General features: G+C 64.2%; 14 protein-coding genes. 10 read left to right on the top strand and 4 right to left on the bottom strand.

Annotation, left to right across the window (positions count from 1 at the left end):
- Positions 1-3: 3 nt before the first annotated feature.
- The 6 genes from H4V95_RS03780 (at position 4) to H4V95_RS03805 (ending at position 7779) form a co-directional block, all read left to right on the top strand.
- Complete coding sequence (locus tag H4V95_RS03780; RefSeq protein WP_196865310.1) at positions 4-1311, top strand: GAF domain-containing protein; 1308 nt, start codon at positions 4-6, stop codon at positions 1309-1311.
- A gap of 160 nt (positions 1312-1471) precedes the next feature.
- The gene (locus H4V95_RS03785) at positions 1472-2995 is read left to right on the top strand and encodes an aldehyde dehydrogenase family protein (protein WP_196865309.1); all 1524 of its coding nucleotides are present in this window, start codon (positions 1472-1474) and stop codon (positions 2993-2995) included.
- A gap of 9 nt (positions 2996-3004) precedes the next feature.
- Positions 3005-3400 (top strand): DUF779 domain-containing protein, encoded by a 396-nt coding sequence (locus tag H4V95_RS03790; RefSeq protein ID WP_395939792.1) that lies wholly within the window; start codon positions 3005-3007, stop codon positions 3398-3400.
- Positions 3401-3684: 284 nt separating this feature from the next.
- A complete protein-coding gene (locus H4V95_RS03795; protein ID WP_209728839.1) occupies positions 3685-4446 on the top strand; it encodes a TetR/AcrR family transcriptional regulator in 762 nt (253 codons plus the stop codon).
- Positions 4447-4541: 95 nt separating this feature from the next.
- Positions 4542-7109, top strand: coding sequence for an MMPL family transporter (locus H4V95_RS03800; RefSeq protein ID WP_209728841.1), 2568 nt, complete (start codon positions 4542-4544; stop codon positions 7107-7109).
- Between the two features lie 64 nt (positions 7110-7173).
- A complete protein-coding gene (locus tag H4V95_RS03805; protein WP_209728842.1) occupies positions 7174-7779 on the top strand; it encodes a TetR/AcrR family transcriptional regulator in 606 nt (201 codons plus the stop codon).
- 120 nt (positions 7780-7899) lie between these two features.
- Here H4V95_RS03805 and H4V95_RS03810 read toward each other — a convergent pair whose 3' ends face one another.
- Both H4V95_RS03810 and H4V95_RS03815 read right to left on the bottom strand, forming a co-directional pair.
- Positions 7900-9393 (bottom strand): catalase, encoded by a 1494-nt coding sequence (locus H4V95_RS03810; RefSeq protein WP_209728844.1) that lies wholly within the window; start codon positions 9391-9393, stop codon positions 7900-7902.
- A 49-nt stretch (positions 9394-9442) separates the two neighbouring features.
- Positions 9443-9892, bottom strand: coding sequence for a Fur family transcriptional regulator (locus H4V95_RS03815; RefSeq protein ID WP_196865304.1), 450 nt, complete (start codon positions 9890-9892; stop codon positions 9443-9445).
- A 91-nt stretch (positions 9893-9983) separates the two neighbouring features.
- On the opposite strand from H4V95_RS03815, the gene H4V95_RS03820 reads away from it, so the two are divergent.
- The 4 genes from H4V95_RS03820 to htpX all read left to right on the top strand — a co-directional run bounded on the left by H4V95_RS03820 (position 9984) and on the right by htpX (position 13783).
- Positions 9984-10757 (top strand): alpha/beta fold hydrolase, encoded by a 774-nt coding sequence (locus tag H4V95_RS03820; RefSeq protein WP_209728847.1) that lies wholly within the window; start codon positions 9984-9986, stop codon positions 10755-10757.
- A complete protein-coding gene (locus H4V95_RS03825) occupies positions 10744-11451 on the top strand; it encodes a triacylglycerol lipase (protein WP_196865302.1) in 708 nt (235 codons plus the stop codon). The genes H4V95_RS03820 and H4V95_RS03825 overlap by 14 nt, the downstream gene beginning before the upstream one ends.
- Before the next feature lie 78 nt (positions 11452-11529).
- On the top strand, positions 11530-12810 hold the full coding sequence (locus H4V95_RS03830; protein WP_196865301.1) for an MFS transporter: 1281 nt from the start codon (positions 11530-11532) through the stop codon (positions 12808-12810).
- Between the two features lie 94 nt (positions 12811-12904).
- Positions 12905-13783, top strand: coding sequence for a zinc metalloprotease HtpX (gene htpX / locus H4V95_RS03835; RefSeq protein ID WP_196865300.1), 879 nt, complete (start codon positions 12905-12907; stop codon positions 13781-13783).
- 126 nt (positions 13784-13909) lie between these two features.
- Here the strand turns inward: htpX and putP are convergent, their stop codons facing one another.
- Together putP and H4V95_RS03845 are read right to left on the bottom strand one after the other, a co-directional pair.
- On the bottom strand, positions 13910-15436 hold the full coding sequence (gene putP, locus H4V95_RS03840) for a sodium/proline symporter PutP (protein WP_196865299.1): 1527 nt from the start codon (positions 15434-15436) through the stop codon (positions 13910-13912).
- Between the two features lie 446 nt (positions 15437-15882).
- Positions 15883-17262: a DUF222 domain-containing protein gene (locus H4V95_RS03845; protein WP_312884085.1), complete on the bottom strand. Its 1380-nt coding sequence runs from the start codon at positions 17260-17262 to the stop codon at positions 15883-15885.
- Positions 17263-17665 lie beyond the last annotated feature (403 nt).

The following is a 17665-nucleotide window of genomic DNA, read 5'->3' on the forward strand; positions in this document are numbered from 1 at the left end:
TCGATGACGCAGCAGCAACTGCCGATTCCGGGGGGACTCACGTCGAGAACCCTGCAGCAGTACGCCCACCGTGCACACGAACGGCTCGGTAGCGCTCCTCCTTCCGGTGTGCGCTCGCTCGTCAGGGACTCCTGGCTCCGGTCGCTGCAGCATCTACCCAGCCCCGACGCCGCCCGGGCGCCCCTGTTCTACACGGACGAGGAGCTCGAAGCTTACCGCCGGGGGCACCCCCTCGCGGTGGTCCTGCCCATCATCCGCAAGCTTCTGGTCCAACCCAGTCTCGACAGTGGCCTGCTGGTCGCGGTGGGTGACGCGGACGGGCGGCTGCTCTGGGTGGAGGGAGACCGCCAGCTCCGCCGTCGCGCGGAGGAGATGATGTTCGTCGCCGGCTCGGACTGGTCGGAGTCGGTTGTCGGAACCTGCGCTCCGGGTACCGCACTGGCGCTCGGACGCAGCGTACAGATTGCCGGGGCCGAGCATTTCAGCCCCCAGGTGCATCCGTGGAGCTGCACCGCCGTCCCCGTCCATGATCCTGACACGGGGATCGTGCTGGGCGTGGTGGACATTACCGGTACCGATGACGCGGTGGCAGTCCACACCCTCTCCCTCATCGAAGCAACCGTCGCGGCAGCGGAAGCACATCTCAGCCTGCATCGACTGCGGGCCAGCCAGCCGGCACGGAAGCGGGCCGCGGCGAAAACGCACTCCGTCTACCGGGACGGGCTGCAGATTCTGGGACGTGATCACGGGGTCATCCAGCTGGGCCGACGGTCGGTGGAGCTCAGCGCCCGGCATGCCGAGCTTGTCGCTCTGCTTGCCCTCCACCCCGGCGGTCTGAGCGCCGATCAGCTCGCGGCGATGGCCTATCCCGAGCATGTCTCGGTTACCACCGTGCGGGCCGAGATGCTGCGCCTGCGACGGGTGCTTGCTCACCAGCTACCGTCCCTGGTGCCATGGTCGCGGCCGTACCGCCTGCCGCGCGAGCTGACGGTCGACGCGTCACAGGTGCTTGATTACCTGCAGCGGGGAGCACACCGGATGGCGCTCAACCTGTACCGCGGCCCCGTGCTGCCCCGGTCCGAGGCGCCGTCGATCGTGCGGCTGCGCACCGAGGTCAGCTTCCTGCTCCGCGAGGCGGTACTCAACGACGGGGCTGCCGACGCCGTCCTGCAGTACCTGCAGCTCGCTGAAGCGCAGGACGACGTCCAGGCGTGGACGGCCGCACTGAAGGTGCTGCCTCCACGTTCGCCGCGCCGGGCCGCCGTCGTCGCGCATGTCGAACGGCTGGAAGCCGAGCTGAGCCTGCGCTGACGCCTCGCTGACACTTCACCGGTCGCTCCCGCGGTGCGGCACCGCCATGCGTCCCGGTGCCGGGTCCGCGACTGCCGGTGCAACCCCCGTGCAACCGGTGCCCGCCTACAGTTCGGAGGAAGGACGACGACGTCCCTTTCGGAACCCAAGGAGTCAAACAATGACTGTGTACGCCCAGCCCGGCCATGACGGATCCAAGATCACTTTCAAGCCGCGGTACGAGAACTGGATCGGCGGCGAATGGGTTGCCCCGATCAAGGGCCAGTACTTCGAGAACATTTCACCCGTCAATGGCAAGGCTTTCTGCGAGGTAGCCCGGGGTACCGCCGAGGACATCGAACTGGCCCTCGACGCCGCCCACAAAGCCGCCCCCGCGTGGGGCAAGACGTCGGTGGCAGAACGAGCGGCGATTCTCAACCGGGTCGCGGACCGGATCGAAGAAAATCTGGAAATGCTGGCGGTCGCCGAGACCTGGGACAACGGAAAACCCATCAGAGAGGTCCTTGCGGCGGATCTGCCCCTCGCCGCCGACCATTTCCGCTACTTTGCCAGCGCCGTCCGCGCCCAGGAGGGACGCCTGTCCCAGCTGGATGAGGACATGACCGCCTATCACTACCACGAGCCCCTCGGCGTGGTGGGCCAGATCATCCCCTGGAACTTCCCGATCCTGATGGCCACCTGGAAGCTGGCGCCTGCGCTCGCAGCAGGCAACGCCGTCGTCCTCAAGCCGGCGGAGCAGACTCCCACCTCGATCCTGGTCCTGATGGAGCTCCTCAGCGACATCCTCCCGCCGGGCGTGCTGAATGTGGTGAACGGGTTTGGTGTGGAGGCAGGTAAGCCGCTGGCATCCTCGAAGCGGATCCGGAAGATCGCCTTCACTGGTGAAACCACCACCGGACGGTTGATCAGCCAGTACGCGAGCCAGAACCTCATCCCCGTCACCCTTGAGCTTGGCGGGAAGAGCCCCAACATCTTCTTCGGCGATGTCGCGGACAAGAATGATGCGTTCTACGACAAGGCGCTGGAGGGCTTCGCGCTGTTCGCGTTCAACCAGGGCGAGGTGTGCACCTGCCCGTCGCGAGCGCTGGTGCAGGACTCCATGTACGACTCCTTCATGGCGGACGCGGTCGCCCGGACCGAGAAGATGATCCAGGGCAACCCATTGGACACCGACACCCAGGTGGGTGCGCAGGCGTCCAACGACCAGTTGGAGAAGATTCTCTCCTACTTCGACATCGGCAGGCAGGAAGGGGCGAAGATCCTCATTGGCGGCGAGCGGATCACGCTCGACGGCGACCTCTCCGAGGGCTTCTACGTCAAGCCCACGATCTTTGAGGGAACCAACTCCATGCGGGTGTTCCAGGAGGAGATCTTCGGCCCCGTGGTGTCCGTGACCCGGTTCAGTGACTACGACGAAGCGCTACAGATCGCTAACGACACCCTCTATGGGCTGGGCGCCGGCGTCTGGTCCCGCAACGGCAATGTGGCCTACCGAGCAGGCCGGGAAATCCAGGCCGGCCGGGTCTGGGTGAACAACTATCACGCCTACCCGGCGGGTGCGGCGTTCGGCGGCTACAAATCATCGGGCATCGGTCGCGAGAACCACACGATGATGCTGGACCACTACCAGCAGACCAAGAACCTGTTGGTCAGCTACAGCGAAGACAGGCTGGGTTTCTTTTAAGGAGCGGGTGTGAGCATCGAGGCCAGCATTGTCCTACCCGGTGAGGATTTCTCACGGGTAGCACTGACCGAGCCAGCCGTGGAGTTGCTGCGGAAACTATGGGAAATCCATGGCCCGTTGATGTTCCACCAGTCGGGCGGCTGCTGCGATGGCTCCTCGCCGATGTGCTACCCGGCGGGGGAGTTCATCACCGCGGAGGCCGACGTCCTGCTGGGTGTGCTGGACATCAGTGGCGGAACCCCTGGGGAGACGCAACTCATCGAGTTCTGGATGTCCCGTGAGCAGTTCGAGTACTGGAAACACACCCATCTGACGGTGGACGTGGTGGTGGGACGGGGGAGCGGCTTCTCGGTCGAGGCTCCGGAGGGGAAGCGGTTCCTCATCCGCTCCCGCCTGATGTTCTAGCTGCTGGTCCGATCTCGCTGCCGAAACCGGCGGACGCGCCCGATACTCAGGGAGCGTCCGCCGGTTTGGTCAGCGTCCGCCGGTTTCTGGAGCGTCTGCCGGTTCTGCAACGTTCGCTGGTTTCGACGGCAACTGCGACCGCGTCGGCGACGGCGACGGCGACTGTGTTGGGCGGATGTGACGAAACGTGAGCAGAGGCACACGTCATATGGTTGCACAGCATGCAAACTTGCACTTAGTGTAACTATATGAATAGTCCAGTGACGGCGACGGGCCCTGCCCTCATGCCTGCTACGAGCGACCCGTCCGGTGCAACCACGTCCGACGCCGGCTCCTCCGCTGCGGCCACCTCCGGCACTGGCACCTCCGACACCGTCACTTCCGGCGGGGCCACCTCTTCCGGCGGGGCCACCTCCGGTGCAACCACCTCCGGCGCGGCCACTGCGCCAGGACGCCGGGAGCAGAACAAGCTCGACACGCGTCGGGCCATCGCGGGCTCAGCCCTCGATCTCGCCCGCACCCACGGGCTGGGCAAATTTACTGTGGACCAGGTCGCAGCGGAGGCCGGAGTCTCCCGCCGCACCTTCTTCAACTATTTCCACAGTGCTGAGGAAGCCCTCACCACCTCCACCGACGCGTTTCTGGAGCTGGCCGCGGCAGAATTCATGGCCCGGCCCACTGCTGAGCCCCTGCTGGACGCCATGATCGCCGCGCTGGCAGCTATCTCGAAGACCGACAACCTGGGTGTCTGTGGCGAGCTTTTCCGGATGGCCGAGGGCAGCCCCGAGTTGATGCGCAGCCAACTGCACTCCTGGGAGCGGGCTGAAGCCCGGATCCGCCAGGTAGTCGACGAACGCACAGGCGGCAACCTGGACCCGCTGTACCTGCTCGCCTTTGTCGGTGCCGTCCTCTCCTGCGTCAAAGCAGCCATGCAGGTCTGGGCCGCCTCCGCGAACGAATCGCTCAACGACTCGGCCGATGATCTGGAGGAACAGATTGTCGACGCGTTGACAATGCTGCGCGACGGCTTCAACAACCCCATCTAAGCCCGATGCTCACCATTTAAGCCCGCCGGTCATCGCCGACCAGCCCCACCCAGCTTTTATAGCCTCCACCCACCGAACGAACCGAGGAACTTTTCATGGCACACCTGCTGTACCGCTTAGGCAAGTTTGCATCACGACAGCGCTGGTGGATCGTGTCAGCCTGGCTTGCCATCCTGCTGGCCGTCGGCGGATCAGCGGCCGCGTTCTCGGGCACGCTGAGCAACAACTTCACCATCCCGGGCACCGAGTCACAGCGTGTGCTCGACGAGCTGCGGGAGACCATGCCCGAAGCCATCGGAGGCATGGGCACCATCGTGTTCGAGAACTCCGATGGGGTCATCACCGAGGAGCAGCAGTCCTCCGTTGAGGAGGCGCTCGCCGACCTGGAACAGGTTGAGGGAGTCGAAGCGGTCATCAATCCCTTCGACGTCTCCCGACAGCTCGACGAGGGCAGGGCCGGAATCGATGAAGGCCGGGCGGAGCTCGAGCAGGGCACCGTCGAGCTGGAGGCCGGCGCAGAGCAGGCGGCAGCGGGCCAGGCCGATCTCGATGCCCAGCGCGCAGAGTTCGAAGCCAGCCGGGAGTTGCTCCCGCCCGAACAGGCGGCAGCCATCGAAGCCCAGCTTGACGAAGGTCAGGCGCAACTCGATGCCTCCCTCTCCGAGATTGAGGATGGCCGGAGCCAGCTGGAGGAAGGCAGCGCCGAGATTGACCTTGCCGAGCGCACTCTCGATGCGTCGTCGGGAATCCAGTTCGTGTCCGACGACGGCTCCGCAGCGGTTGCCAGCGTCCAGTTCGATTCTGCGGTAGACGCCGTCACGCTGGAAACCCGCGAAGCGGTTCAGGCCGCGGCGGACACCGTCACCGACGCCGGCGTCAACGTGTTCTACAGCAAGGAGATCGTCCAGGACATCTCGGAGATCTTCGGGATCGCCGAGATAGTGGGGCTGCTGGTCGCCGTCATCGTGCTGATCGTCATGCTGGGAACGCTGGTTGCTGCCGGACTGCCGCTGCTGATGGCCATCGTTGGCGTTGGGGTCGGTGTGGGCGTGACCTTCGCTCTGACCGGCGTCATCTCGATGAGTTCCATCACCCCGGTCCTGGCGTTGATGCTGGGCCTCGCTGTTGGCATCGACTACTCCCTGTTCATCGTGAACAGGCATCGAACCCAGCTGCTTCGGGGAATGGGCATGCAGGAATCGATTGGCAGGGCCACCGGAACCGCTGGTAACGCCGTCCTGTTTGCGGGCATTACCGTGATCATTGCCCTCGCCGCGCTGGCCGTCCCCGGGCTGCCGTTCCTCACCCTGCTGGGTCTGTCCGCCGCGGGCACCGTTGCCGTCGCCGTCCTCGTGGCGCTGACCCTGACCCCGGCGTTGCTGGGATTCATGGGCCGTAAGGTCATTTCCCGCCGGCGGTGGGCCAAAGCCGAGGCCGAATCCGATCTCGACGCCTCCCACGAACAGGTCCAGGCGGAAGAGGACCGGAAGGCAGCCAGCGGACGTGGTTGGGGTGGGTTTGCCACCCGGAAACCGATCCTCACCCTGATTGCGGGCGTTGCAGCCCTGGCTGTGATCGCGCTGCCGGCCCTCGATCTGAGGGTGGGCCTGCCCGACGGCGGCTCGGAACCAGCCGACTCGACCGCCTTCCAGGCCTACGAACTGGCCGGAGAGTACTTCGGCGAGGGAACCAGCGGTCCACTGCTGGTGGTAGCGAATCTTCCGGCTACCGATACCGACGCGGAACTGAGCGAACTGCAGCTTGAGGTCGCCGACCGGCTGGCCACCGTCGACAACGCTGCTGCCGCCGTGCCGGCCGGCGTGAGCGACGACGGACGTACGGGCATTTTTCAGGTGATCCCCACCGAGGGACCCGCCAGCGAGAGTACCGAAGAGCTGGTCCGCGAACTGCGGAGTTCGGCATCGGCCATCGAGTCGGACACCGGTGTGCTGATCTCGGTGACCGGCCAGACAGCTGCCAACATCGACGTCTCCGAGAAGCTCATGGAGGCGATGCCCCTGTACCTGGGGATCGTCGTCGGCCTTTCCTTGGTGCTGTTGCTCCTGGTGTTCCGTTCGATCCTGGTACCGCTGATCGCCACCGCCGGCTTCCTGCTGTCACTGCTGGCCAGCTTCGGTGCAACGGTCGCCATCTACCAGTGGGGCTGGTTCGGTGACATCTTTGGTGTGACCAACCCGGGGCCCATCCTGAGCTTTCTGCCGATCATCCTGATCGGTGTCCTGTTTGGGCTGGCGATGGACTACCAGATGTTCCTGGTGTCGGGGATGCGCGAAGCATGGGTTCACGGTGGCAGCGCGAAGAGCGCCGTCCGCGTGGGGTTCAGCCACGGCGCACGGGTGGTGACCGCTGCGGCGATCATCATGGTGGCGGTCTTCGCCGGGTTCGTGTTCTCCCACCTGACCATGGTCCGGCCCATCGGCTTCGGCCTGGCCTTCGGGGTGCTGGTCGACGCGTTTGTGGTCAGGATGACCCTGGTGCCCGCCGCGATGTATTTGCTGGGCCGACACGCCTGGTGGCTGCCGAAATGGCTGGACCGCATCCTGCCCGACGTCGACGTCGAAGGCGCTCGTTTGTCGCGCACCGAACCCGTCGCCGACGGCGCAGACGAGGGCCGCTCCGACCGGGTGAGCATCAAGAATTAGGCAGAACGTTACTCAAACGTTGTACGTGTTGGCCCGATCGATAAGCCAACGTACTATGCAAAGTATGGCGCGACCACCGAACCCGGAACGCAAGACAGAACTGCTTGACCAGATCCTCGACCACCTGCTGGACAAGACTCTTGCAGGCCTGAGTTTCCGGACACTGGCGGATGGTCTTGGCATCAGCAGTTACGTGCTGGTTTACCATTTCGGCAATCGTGAGGAACTGGTCAACCAGATCGTCACCCATATCGAGCGTCGCCACGATTCGGTGAAGGTGCCCCGCCCGGAAGATCTCAGCCGCGAGGACTTCCGGGAGTGGTCCCTGGCAACCTGGCGGTGGACGCAGATCGAACGCAACCGGCAACTGCAAAGGCTGGAGTTCGAAGCGTCCCTTCACGATGCGGTCAGCGATTCACCACGCGAGAGCGCGGCGGCGAAGTACGAGTACTGGCATGGCTTTATCAGGGACTGGCTGTTGTCTCAGGGCATGCCCTCCGATTTGGCAGACACGGCGGCGCGGATGCACCTGTCGGGGACCTACGGCCTGCAGTATGACTTCGTGGTCAACCGCGACCGGTCGGCGACGGAAGCCGCGCTGCTGCTGATGCTTGACTATTTCTTGGACTACCTTGACCGGGTAACCGAGCCGGAACAGCGGCGGGCCTGACTGATCCACTCCGTACCTGTGCCGGACACCAAAGATTCGAGGCAACAAGAAAGGCGGGCCCCACCGGGACCCGCCTTTTTTGTTGCCCGCTAGGGGCTAGTATCCGTTGAGACCAAGCGGTTAGACCTTGTTGGCGGCTTCGGCCTGGCTGTTTCCGCCGGAGGCGTCAGCGCCGAGGGCCGCACGCAGCTTGGCGCCGAGTTCGACGTCGACGTTGGTCCAGTACTGGATGGCCCTTTCCCGGATGGCGTCGATGGTCACGCCGCCCACGGCACCGGTGATGGTGTCGAGGAAGCGGGCCCGCTCGCCGTCGGAGAAGACCTCGCGGTACAGGGTGCCTGCCTGACCGAAGTCGTCGTCCTCAGTGTGGAGGGAGTGTGCGGCGCGCACCAGATCGCCGTCGTTCTCCCAGCCGCCATGAGGGCCGTACTGTGCCGGGTCAGCGGCCGGACCGCCCACCGAGTTCGGAGCGTAGACCGGAGTGGACGGCGAGTTAAAGTCGTACCGTGCCGCTCCGTCCTTGGAGTAGTTACGGACCTCGTTCTTCGGCGCGTTCACGGGCAGCTGTGCGTGGTTGGTGCCCACGCGGTAGCGGTGTGCGTCGGCGTAGGAGAAGATCCGTGCCTGCAGCATCCGGTCAGGGCTGGCCGCGATGCCGGGGACGAAGTTCGACGGCGCGAATGCAGCCTGCTCGATCTGCGCGAAGTAGTTCTCCGGGTTCCGGTTCAGGGTGAGCTTGCCGACGGGGATCAGAGGGTAGTCGCCCTGAGGCCAGACCTTGGTGAGGTCGAACGGGTTGAAGCGGTAGTCCTTGGCGTCGTCGTACGGCATGATCTGGACCTTGAGGTCCCAGCTCGGGAAGTTGCCGGCAGCGATGTTCTCGGAGAGGTCGCGCAGGTGGTGATCGGCGTCCGACCCGGCAAGCGCCTCGGCCTGGTCTCCGGTCAGTACCTCGTGGCCCTGGTTGGACTTGAAGTGGTATTTGACCCAGGATTTCACGCCGGCCTCGTTGATCCACATGAAGGTGTGCGATCCGTAGCCGTTCATGGTGCGCCATGAGTTGGGGAGTCCGCGGTCACCCATCAGCCAGGTCACCTGGTGTGCTGACTCGGGGCTGAGGGTCCAGAAGTCCCACTGCATGTCGGCATCGCGCAGGTTGGTTCCCGGCAGGCGCTTCTGGGAGTGGATGAAGTCGGGGAACTTGATGCCGTCGCGGATGAAGAAGACGGGGGTGTTGTTGCCGACCAGGTCGTAGTTGCCCTCGTCGGTGTAGAACTTCAGGGCGAAGCCGCGGGGGTCGCGCCAGGTGTCGGGTGAACCCTGCTCGCCGGCAACCGACGAGAACCGCAGGAGCGTCTCGGTGACCGCGCCTGGCTGGAACATGGATGCCTTGGTGTATTCGCTGACGTCCGAGGTGACCTCGAAGGTACCGAATGCGCCACCACCCTTGGCGTGGACCACACGCTCGGGGACACGCTCGCGGTTGAACTGCGCGAGCTTCTCGATCAGGTAGTGATCGGTCAGGGGGATAGCGCCGTCGCGGCCGAGGCTGGACGAGTTGGCGTCATCAATGACTGGTGCTCCGGATTGGGTAGTGCTGAAGTTCGAAGACATCTGGCTCCTTTTGTTGCTGTGGTTAGGAATGGGGGTGGTTGAGGGGGGCTTAGCGGCAGTCAGCGCAAAGGCCCTGATAGACGACATCCGCAATCTGGATGGTCATCGGGCTGCTGCCTGCTGGCCACTGCGGGGTCAGGCAGGGCGCGTGACCGACGGCGCAATCGACGTCCTCGATACGACCGCAGCCGGTGCACACCGCGTGATGGTGGTTGTCATCGACGCGGGTCTCATACCGGGCGGGGGAGTGGGGTGTTTCGATCCGGCGCAGCAATCCCAGGGCCGTAAGATCGGCAACCACCACATACACGGACTGCACGGTGATCTCCGGCAGGTCGACGCGGACGCTCGCGGCGATATCCTCGGTGGTGGAATGGGGAGAGAGTTCGACCGCTGCCAGAACCGCCAGGCGTTGACGCGTCACCCGGCGGCCGTGAGCGCGCAGGGCTGTTGCCCATTGCGCAACAGCTGCGCTCGGTGGTGTCGCGATGTCGGTCATGACCTCAGTCAACCATCTATTCTGACAAACTCATAATAGGCGCGCCCGTGGCTGTCGGGTAGGTCGGGGTTGGGTACCGTTGAGGAAATAGATGAAAGAGGTTGCAGTGGGCCGGACCATGTGGGAGCACTCCCAAACCGTCGTCGTAGGTGAGGTGTCCTGTGCTGTGCGAACGGTCGGGGCGGGCAGCCGCGAGGTGATCCTGATCCACGGAATAGGGGTCTCAGCCCGCTACTTCGAGCCTATGGCCGCCCACCTGGCCAGGACCTGCACCGTGCGCGCCATTGAACTCCCAGGATTCGCCGCGCTACCGGCGCCGCGTCGCCGACTCACCGTGAAGGAATTCGGGGGCATTGCTGCTGAGGTGATGCGGGTCCTGGGGGTGCGGGACGCCGTCGTCGTCGGACACTCAATGGGGTCCCAGGTTGCTGCCGAGGCGGTGCGCGCGGCCCCCGATCTGGTGTCAAGCCTGGTCCTGCTGGCCCCGACCATCAACGACCGGGAACGGACGGTGGCGACGCAGATGATGCGGCTCGCGCAGGACACGCTGCGTGAGTCCCCGGCGGCCAACTACATTGTTGTTTCCGACTATTTCCGTGCCGGGATGAGGTGGTATCTCAAAACCCTCCCGTCGATGCTCCGCCACCGGTTGGAGGACGCTCTGCCCACGATCACCTGCCCGGTCACGCTGGTTCGCGGCAGCCGTGACCCTATTGTTCCTGCCGACTGGATGCACCGCCTCGCTGAGGCGGGGAACGACGTGACCACCGGAGAAGTCCCCGGCGAGCCACACGTCATGATGTATCGGTCGCCCGAGGCCACCGCCCGATTCTTTAGTGGTGAAACCTCACATGCTGCTCGCTAGGCGCGGATGGTCCTGGGTCCTGGACTATGTCTACGTGGGTTTCTGGCAGGTGCATGGCTTCCTTTTCCGTGAGGATCCCTCTCAGTACCTGACCCCGGAGATTGGGCCATCGGAGCAGCCGGGCCCGCCGGTGCTGCTCATCCCGGGAATCTACGAGACCTGGCAGTTCATGCGGCCGGTCGCGGCGCATCTGTCAGCCGCTGGCCACCCTGTGCACGTGGTCCAGCAACTCGGCTACAACCGGGGCACCGTCCAGTCCATGGCTGCGCTCGTGGCCGAGTACCTCGGCAGGCACAATCTCACCGACGTCGTCCTGGTGGCCCATAGCAAGGGTGGTTTGATTGGCAAATACGTCATGACCCAGCCCGACGGCGGCGACCGGGTACGTCAACTGATCGCCGTGAATACGCCGTTCTCCGGTTCGATCTACGCCAACTTCTTTGTGCTGCCGAGCATCAGGGCCTTCTCGCCTCGGAACACGTTCCTGCGGACGCAACTCGCCAACATCGGATCCAACGCACGGATCACCTCCGTCTACAGCCGGTTCGACCCCCATATCCCTGAAGGCAGCCAGCTTCCCGGCGCGGAGAACGTTGAGCTGGAAACAATGGGTCACTTTCGGGTCATCGGTGACCGGCGGTTGCTCGAGGCCGTGGATCGGGCGATCGCCGACTATGGGCCCCACACTGCCTGAACGGTGATTCCCGGAGTGCCGCTCACCCTGGGGATCGGTGGTTGCTGGAGGAAACCACTTCGCCGCTACACTTCATGAGTGCCCAAACTTCTAGCTGATATCACGCCGCTCAAAGAGAGTCCCGCGTTCAGGAGACTGTTCTTCGGGATGGCGCTGTCGGCAGTCGGCACCCAGCTGACCTTGGTCGCGGTGAGCCTGCAGGTCTACAGCCTGACCGAGTCCAGCCTCAGTGTCGGGCTGCTCGGGTTGTTCGCGCTGGTGCCGCTGGTGGTGGCGGGACTCTACGGAGGCGCGATCGCTGACGCGCACGACCGGCGGAAGGTAGCCCTGGTCTCCGGGGTGTTCCTGTGGGGCAGCACCATGGCGATCGCTGCACAGGCGTGGGCCGGGATCGAGAATGTCTGGCTGTTGTATGCGCTGGTCGCGGTCCACTCCGGTGCAGCAGGCATCAACCAGCCCACCCGGACGGCCATCATCCCCCGGCTGGTCCGCCCCGAGCTTCTTCCCGCCGCCAACGCGCTGAGCATGATCACCTTCGGGCTGGCGATGACCGTGGGCCCGCTGTTTGCCGGGCTGCTCGTGGCCCAGGTGGGCTATGGCTGGACCTACACCGTTGATGTTGTGACCTTCACGGCTGCCCTGTGGGCGCTGTTCAAGCTGCCGCCGTTGCCTCCCGAGGGCAAGGTGCGGCGGGCGGGACTGGCGACGGTGCTGGAAGGGTTCAGGTATCTGGGTACCCGGCCCAACATCCGGATGACCTTCCTGATTGACCTCGCGGCAATGGTGATGGCGCAGCCGAGGGCGCTGCTCCCGGCCATCGGCGCGGTGCTGATCGGTGGCGGTGAGCTGACGGTCGGGATACTGCTGGCGTCGGTCGCTGTCGGAGCGGTGCTTGCCGGATTGTTCTCGGGCCCGCTGGGGCACATCCATCGGCAGGGTCTGGCGGTGATGTGGGCTGTGATCGGGTGGGGTGCTTCAGTGAGTGCGTTTGGCCTGGTGGTGGTAATGGCCGGTTCCTCTCAGGCCGCCGCGTCCGATGAACTGTCCCCCTGGATCATCCCGGCGGCTATCTGCCTGGTGTTCGCCGGCATCTCCGACTCGGTCAGCGGGGTGTTCCGCAGCACGATCCTGCAGTCCGCCACCCCTGACGCAATGCGTGGCCGTCTGCAGGGCGTGTTCATCGTGGTGGTGGCGGGCGGTCCGCGGCTGGGTGACATGGTGGCTGGCGGCAACGCGGAGTGGCTGGGGGAGGGCTGGACGGCGGTGTTCGGCGGGCTCCTTTGCATTCTGTTGGTGATTATTCTGATGAAGCGTCAGCCCCGGTTCGCGCAGTACGATTCACGTAACCCTGAACCGTAGTCAAGGGCAGAACCGGCTGAGTGTGTGGAACAGCGGTGCAACGTGGCGCGTTGTACTCGGTGATTGACCGTTACCCAAGGAGTTGTCAGTTTCAGTGCACAATCATTTCAACGGACCCAAGACAGTGATGTTGTTCGGTGCCCTCATGGGCATCTTCTTGGTTTTCGGTGCGGTTATTGCCGGGGCCACTGGCAGCTCGTCATTCATCTGGATCTTCGCCCTGATCGGCGTCGGATCGGTCGCCTACAGCTACTGGAACAGCGACAAGCTGGCGATCCGCGCGATGAAGGCGGTCCCGGTGACCGAGCAGCAGGCGCCGGCCATGTACCGGATTGTGCGGGAGCTCAGTACCAAAGCCAACAAGCCGATGCCGCGCCTGTACGTGTCACCCACGATGGCGCCGAACGCGTTTGCGACCGGCCGTAACCCGGAGAATTCAGCCGTATGCTGCACCCAGGGCATCCTGTCCCTGCTCAATGAGCGGGAATTGCGCGGGGTGCTGGGACACGAACTGATGCATGTCTACAATCGGGACATCCTTCTCAGCTCCATGGCGGCTGCAGTAGCGGGTGTGATCACGTCGGTGGCGCAGATGTTCGCCTTCACCGGGATGATGGGCGGCAACCGCAATTCGGGCGGCAACCCGATCGCGGCAATCCTGCTGGCCGTTCTCGCGCCCTTCGCTGCGGTACTGGTGCGCTCGGCCATCGGCCGGACCCGCGAGTACGACGCCGACGAGGATGGCGCCAAGCTGACCGGCGACCCCCTGGCGCTGGCCTCCGCGCTGCGCAAGCTTGAACGGGGAACCCAGCAGGCTCCGTTGCCGCAGAGCCAGCAGCTCGTCAATACGTCGCACCTGATGATCGCCAACCCGTTCAAGGGTGGCGGGGTGCAGAAAATGTTCGCGAGCCACCCACCCATGGGTGATCGGATCCAGCGGCTGGAGCGGATGGCTGGTCAGCCTCTCCGCTAAGAACCCGGTCCCTCAGCATGCAAACGACTTGGTAGGCCACTGACTTTGTAGGCCACTGACGACGGCGGCGCCACCCTGGCTGGGAGGCGCCGCCGTCGTCGTGCGTGGTGGTGTTCTGGTGCTGACCTAGGCGGTGGTGATTCTGTCGTCGGCGGCCTTTTCAGCAGCGATTCGCTTGAAGGAGCGGGTGCCCTTGACGGCAAGATCGAACTCGGCTTCGATCTCGGAGTTGGACTTCCAGGTGAGTTTGCTGACGACGATGGCGACGATCAGGTTGAGGAAGAAACCGGGGACAATCTCGTACATCGTGTCGGCCAGGGGCGAGTTGCCCCAGGTGAAGACGACGACAGCGCCCGAAACCATTCCGGCGAGGGCGCCAGGCATGGTGAGCTTCTTCCAGTAAAGAGCCAGAAGGACGGTGGGTCCGAAGGCGGCGCCGAAGCCAGCCCAGGCGAACGCGACCAGCGAGAGGATCGATTCGCTGCGTCCCGAGGCAAGAATGATGGCGACGATCGCGACCACCAGAACGCCCAGGCGGCCAAGGATGACACCCTGCTTGTTGGTCAGGGTGCGCTTGGAGACCATGTTGTAGAGATCCTCAACGAGGGCTGAGGAGCAGACCACCAGCTGCGAGGAGATGGTGCTCATGACCGCTGCGAGGACCGCCGCAAGGATGATGCCGGCGACGAAGGGGTGGAAGAAGGCTTGCGACAGGTCCAGGAACACGGCTTCGGGGTCGGTCAGGGACAGGTCCGGGTTTTGCTGGAAGTAGGCAATACCGACCAGTGCTGTCGAGATGGCGCCGATGACAGTGATGACCATCCAGCCCACACCGATCCGTCGTCCGGCAACGGCATCCTGCGGGGTGCGCATGGCCATGAAGCGGACGATGATGTGCGGCTGGCCGAAGTAGCCGAGGCCCCAGGAGGCAGCCGAGATGATGGCTACCGTGGAGCCGCCGGCGACGATGTTCAGGAACGACGGATCGACCTCGCGGATGGATGTGGTGAGGCCGTCGAACCCGCCCACCTGTATCAGGCCGATGATCGGCACCATGATCAGCGCGACCAGCATGAGCAAGCCCTGGGCCACATCGGTGAAGGTAGCGCCCATGAAGCCGCCGAAGAGGGTGTAGGCGATGGTGATGGTGGCAACGATGATCATGCCGACGGTGTAGTTGGAGTTAAACGAGCTTTCGAAGAAGAGGCCGCCGGCCACCATGCCGGAGGAAACGTAGAAGGTGAAGAACACCAGGATGATGATTCCGGAAACGATCCGCAGGATGCGGCTCTTGTCTTTCAGCCGGTTCTCGAGGAAGCTCGGCACAGTAATCGAATTGTTCGACACCTCGGTGTAGCTGCGCAACCGTGGAGCAACGAATTTCCAGTTGAGCCAGGCTCCGATGGTGAGGCCGATCGCTATCCAGACCTCGATCAGACCGGAGACGTAGATGGCTCCGGGCAGTCCGAGGAGAAGCCATCCCGACATGTCGGAGGCTCCGGCGCTAAGGGCTGCCACGCCCGGCTTGAGTCCACGGCCGGCGAGCATGTAGTCGTCGAGGTCCGAGGTTCTCTTGAAGGCATACCATCCGATTCCGAGCATGGCGCTCATATAGATCACCATTGCGATGATTTGGAATGTCTGGTCGGGCATGACGAGGTCCTCTCATATTTTGCTTGGAATTTGCTGGGTGCAGCCGTCGACTATGCCAAAGACGAGCGCCATTCGCTAATAAAGTGATAGGCATCACACTCTGCGGACGCGCTTTTTCGCGGTTTTAGGAAGTATGCTGTCTAGTTTTAGATCGGCGTGCCGGGAGGTCATCTGATGCGTTGAAGTGTCGCGCCGGGGTGCCTGAGACACTCCGCTGCGCGGTGACTTCTGGCTGGTCAGCGAGGGCCCGACCCGCCAGTCTTGGCGCTTTGGCGGGTGGCATCGATCGCAGGTTTCTTGACCATAAGTGTCTTGGGTATAAGCGTCTTGGGCTTGAGCGCCTTGGGCTTGGGCTTGGGCTTGATGGTTGTTCAGCGTGGAGGTGGCAGGCCAGCTCGACCATTGATCTTCAAGCAAGCCTCGCTTTTGGCGCGCTCCGTGCGTGGTTAGAAGGGTGGCGGGTCGTCCCGTGGTGCCGGTGGTGGGTCTGGTTTGGTGAGGTAGGTTTCGCCCATGGGTGAGATGGCGATGATCATTCCGGGTTCGGGTTGTTGGTAGTGCCAGTAGCCTTCGGATTTGAGTTTGTGGTGGCGTTTACACAGTGCTGCCAGGTTGCCGTAGCTGGTTTTCCCGCCTTGTGACCAGGGTTTTGTGTGGTCGAGTTCGCAGAACACTGCCAACCGGTTACACCCCGGATGCCTGCAGGTTCGGTCTCTGACCCGGACCGCATCCTTGAGGTCCTGGGGGACCCGATAGGTGGTGGCGTCGGCGCCGAGTCTGGCACCGGTGAACGGGTGGGTGAGGATCCTGGTGAACGACTGGGCGTGTCCGGCGAGTTTCCTGGCGGTGTCGGGGTCGATCGGCCCGTACCCTTCGAGTTCGCCCGGGGTGTCCCCGCCGAGGAGGGTCATCACGGGGACAGTAACGAAGACCTTCGCCTGAACACCCCAGTAGGCAGTTGCATCGCCACGGCCCACCAGCTCACCCGTGCCATCCGGCACACCTGTTCCATCCGGTGTATCCGGGCTATCTTGACCATCCGGTTCGCTGGCGCCGTCGCCGGTTGCGGCTCCGCTCGCGGCCTCGTCGGCGGGTTCTCCGGTGGCGGGGCCATCGGGGCTTACGCTCATGTGCCCGGTGGCGCCGGCGCTGGTGAGGACATCGGCGAGGACGTCGGCGCGTAACTGGGTGAGGGTCCGGGGTTCGTCGGGGCCTTGTAATGCGCGGGCGGCGGTGTCGACGCGGTGGAAGATCCCGGCAGCCTGATCAACCGGGAGATAGGCTTCGAGCCACGCCATCCCGTCATAGCTCGGGGTCAAGTACACCCCGCGCTCCTTCACCGCTTTACGGTGCCTGGTAGTGATCGTTTCGGGGTGGAGTTGTTCCCGGAGCCGGTTCGCTTGCTGGCGAAACTTCACCACGGTCGTCCGGGACGCCACCTCAATAAGCCGAGCCTCGAACTCGGCTGTCGCTGTGGGGTCGGTGTCGGGGATGCTGGTCGCTTCCTCCACCACGGCCCAGGCGTGCCGCCGGCTGAGTTTCCCGGCCTCCAATGCTTCCAGGGTGGCCGGGTAGTACCGGGTCAGCAACGTGCTGTGCTCGACCAGGAACCCCGCCGTCCGGTCCGGCAGGTGCAACGCCGCCCCAACCTCACTAGCGGTGAGGGTTGTTTCGTAACCCCAACCGCGGGGGTCGTGGCGGGTCTGTTCGGTTTGCAGGTCAAGGACCCGGGTAACAATCTTGGCTTCCTGGGCGTCGAGCCAGGACCGTGCTTCGTCGATGTCTTTCAACGTGTCCAACGCCTGACAGGCATCCAAACCACCCACCGCCGCCAGTTGAAGCTGCCCAGTCAGTGCGGGAGGTGCACTACTGGAGCGGACCCGTTCATCCGGGTCGCCTCCCAGGTGAAAGGAACCCCACGATTCAGAGAACAACCACCCCGAATCAGGTTCAGTTGAATCCGACCCAGCCGAATCTGACTCCGTCGATTCTGGCTCTGTTGAATCGGACCCGGCAGTCTCCCCTTGGTTCGGATCAGCGTCGTACCCGGCGGGGTCCGTGGCGGCGGTGGGCACCGGCGCCTCGATGACGGGGGCCGTCCACACCGACTCGACACCCAACGGACCAGCCGGCCCATACCCCGCGGAAGACCCTGCGGAAGCCCCTGCGGACGTATCCGAGGAAGACCCTGAGGAAGCCCCTGCGGACGTATCCGCGGACGTCTCCCCA

Origin of the sequence: Arthrobacter sp. CAN_C5, assembly GCF_017875735.1 — a bacterium.
Classification (GTDB): Bacteria; Actinomycetota; Actinomycetes; order Actinomycetales; family Micrococcaceae; genus Arthrobacter_D.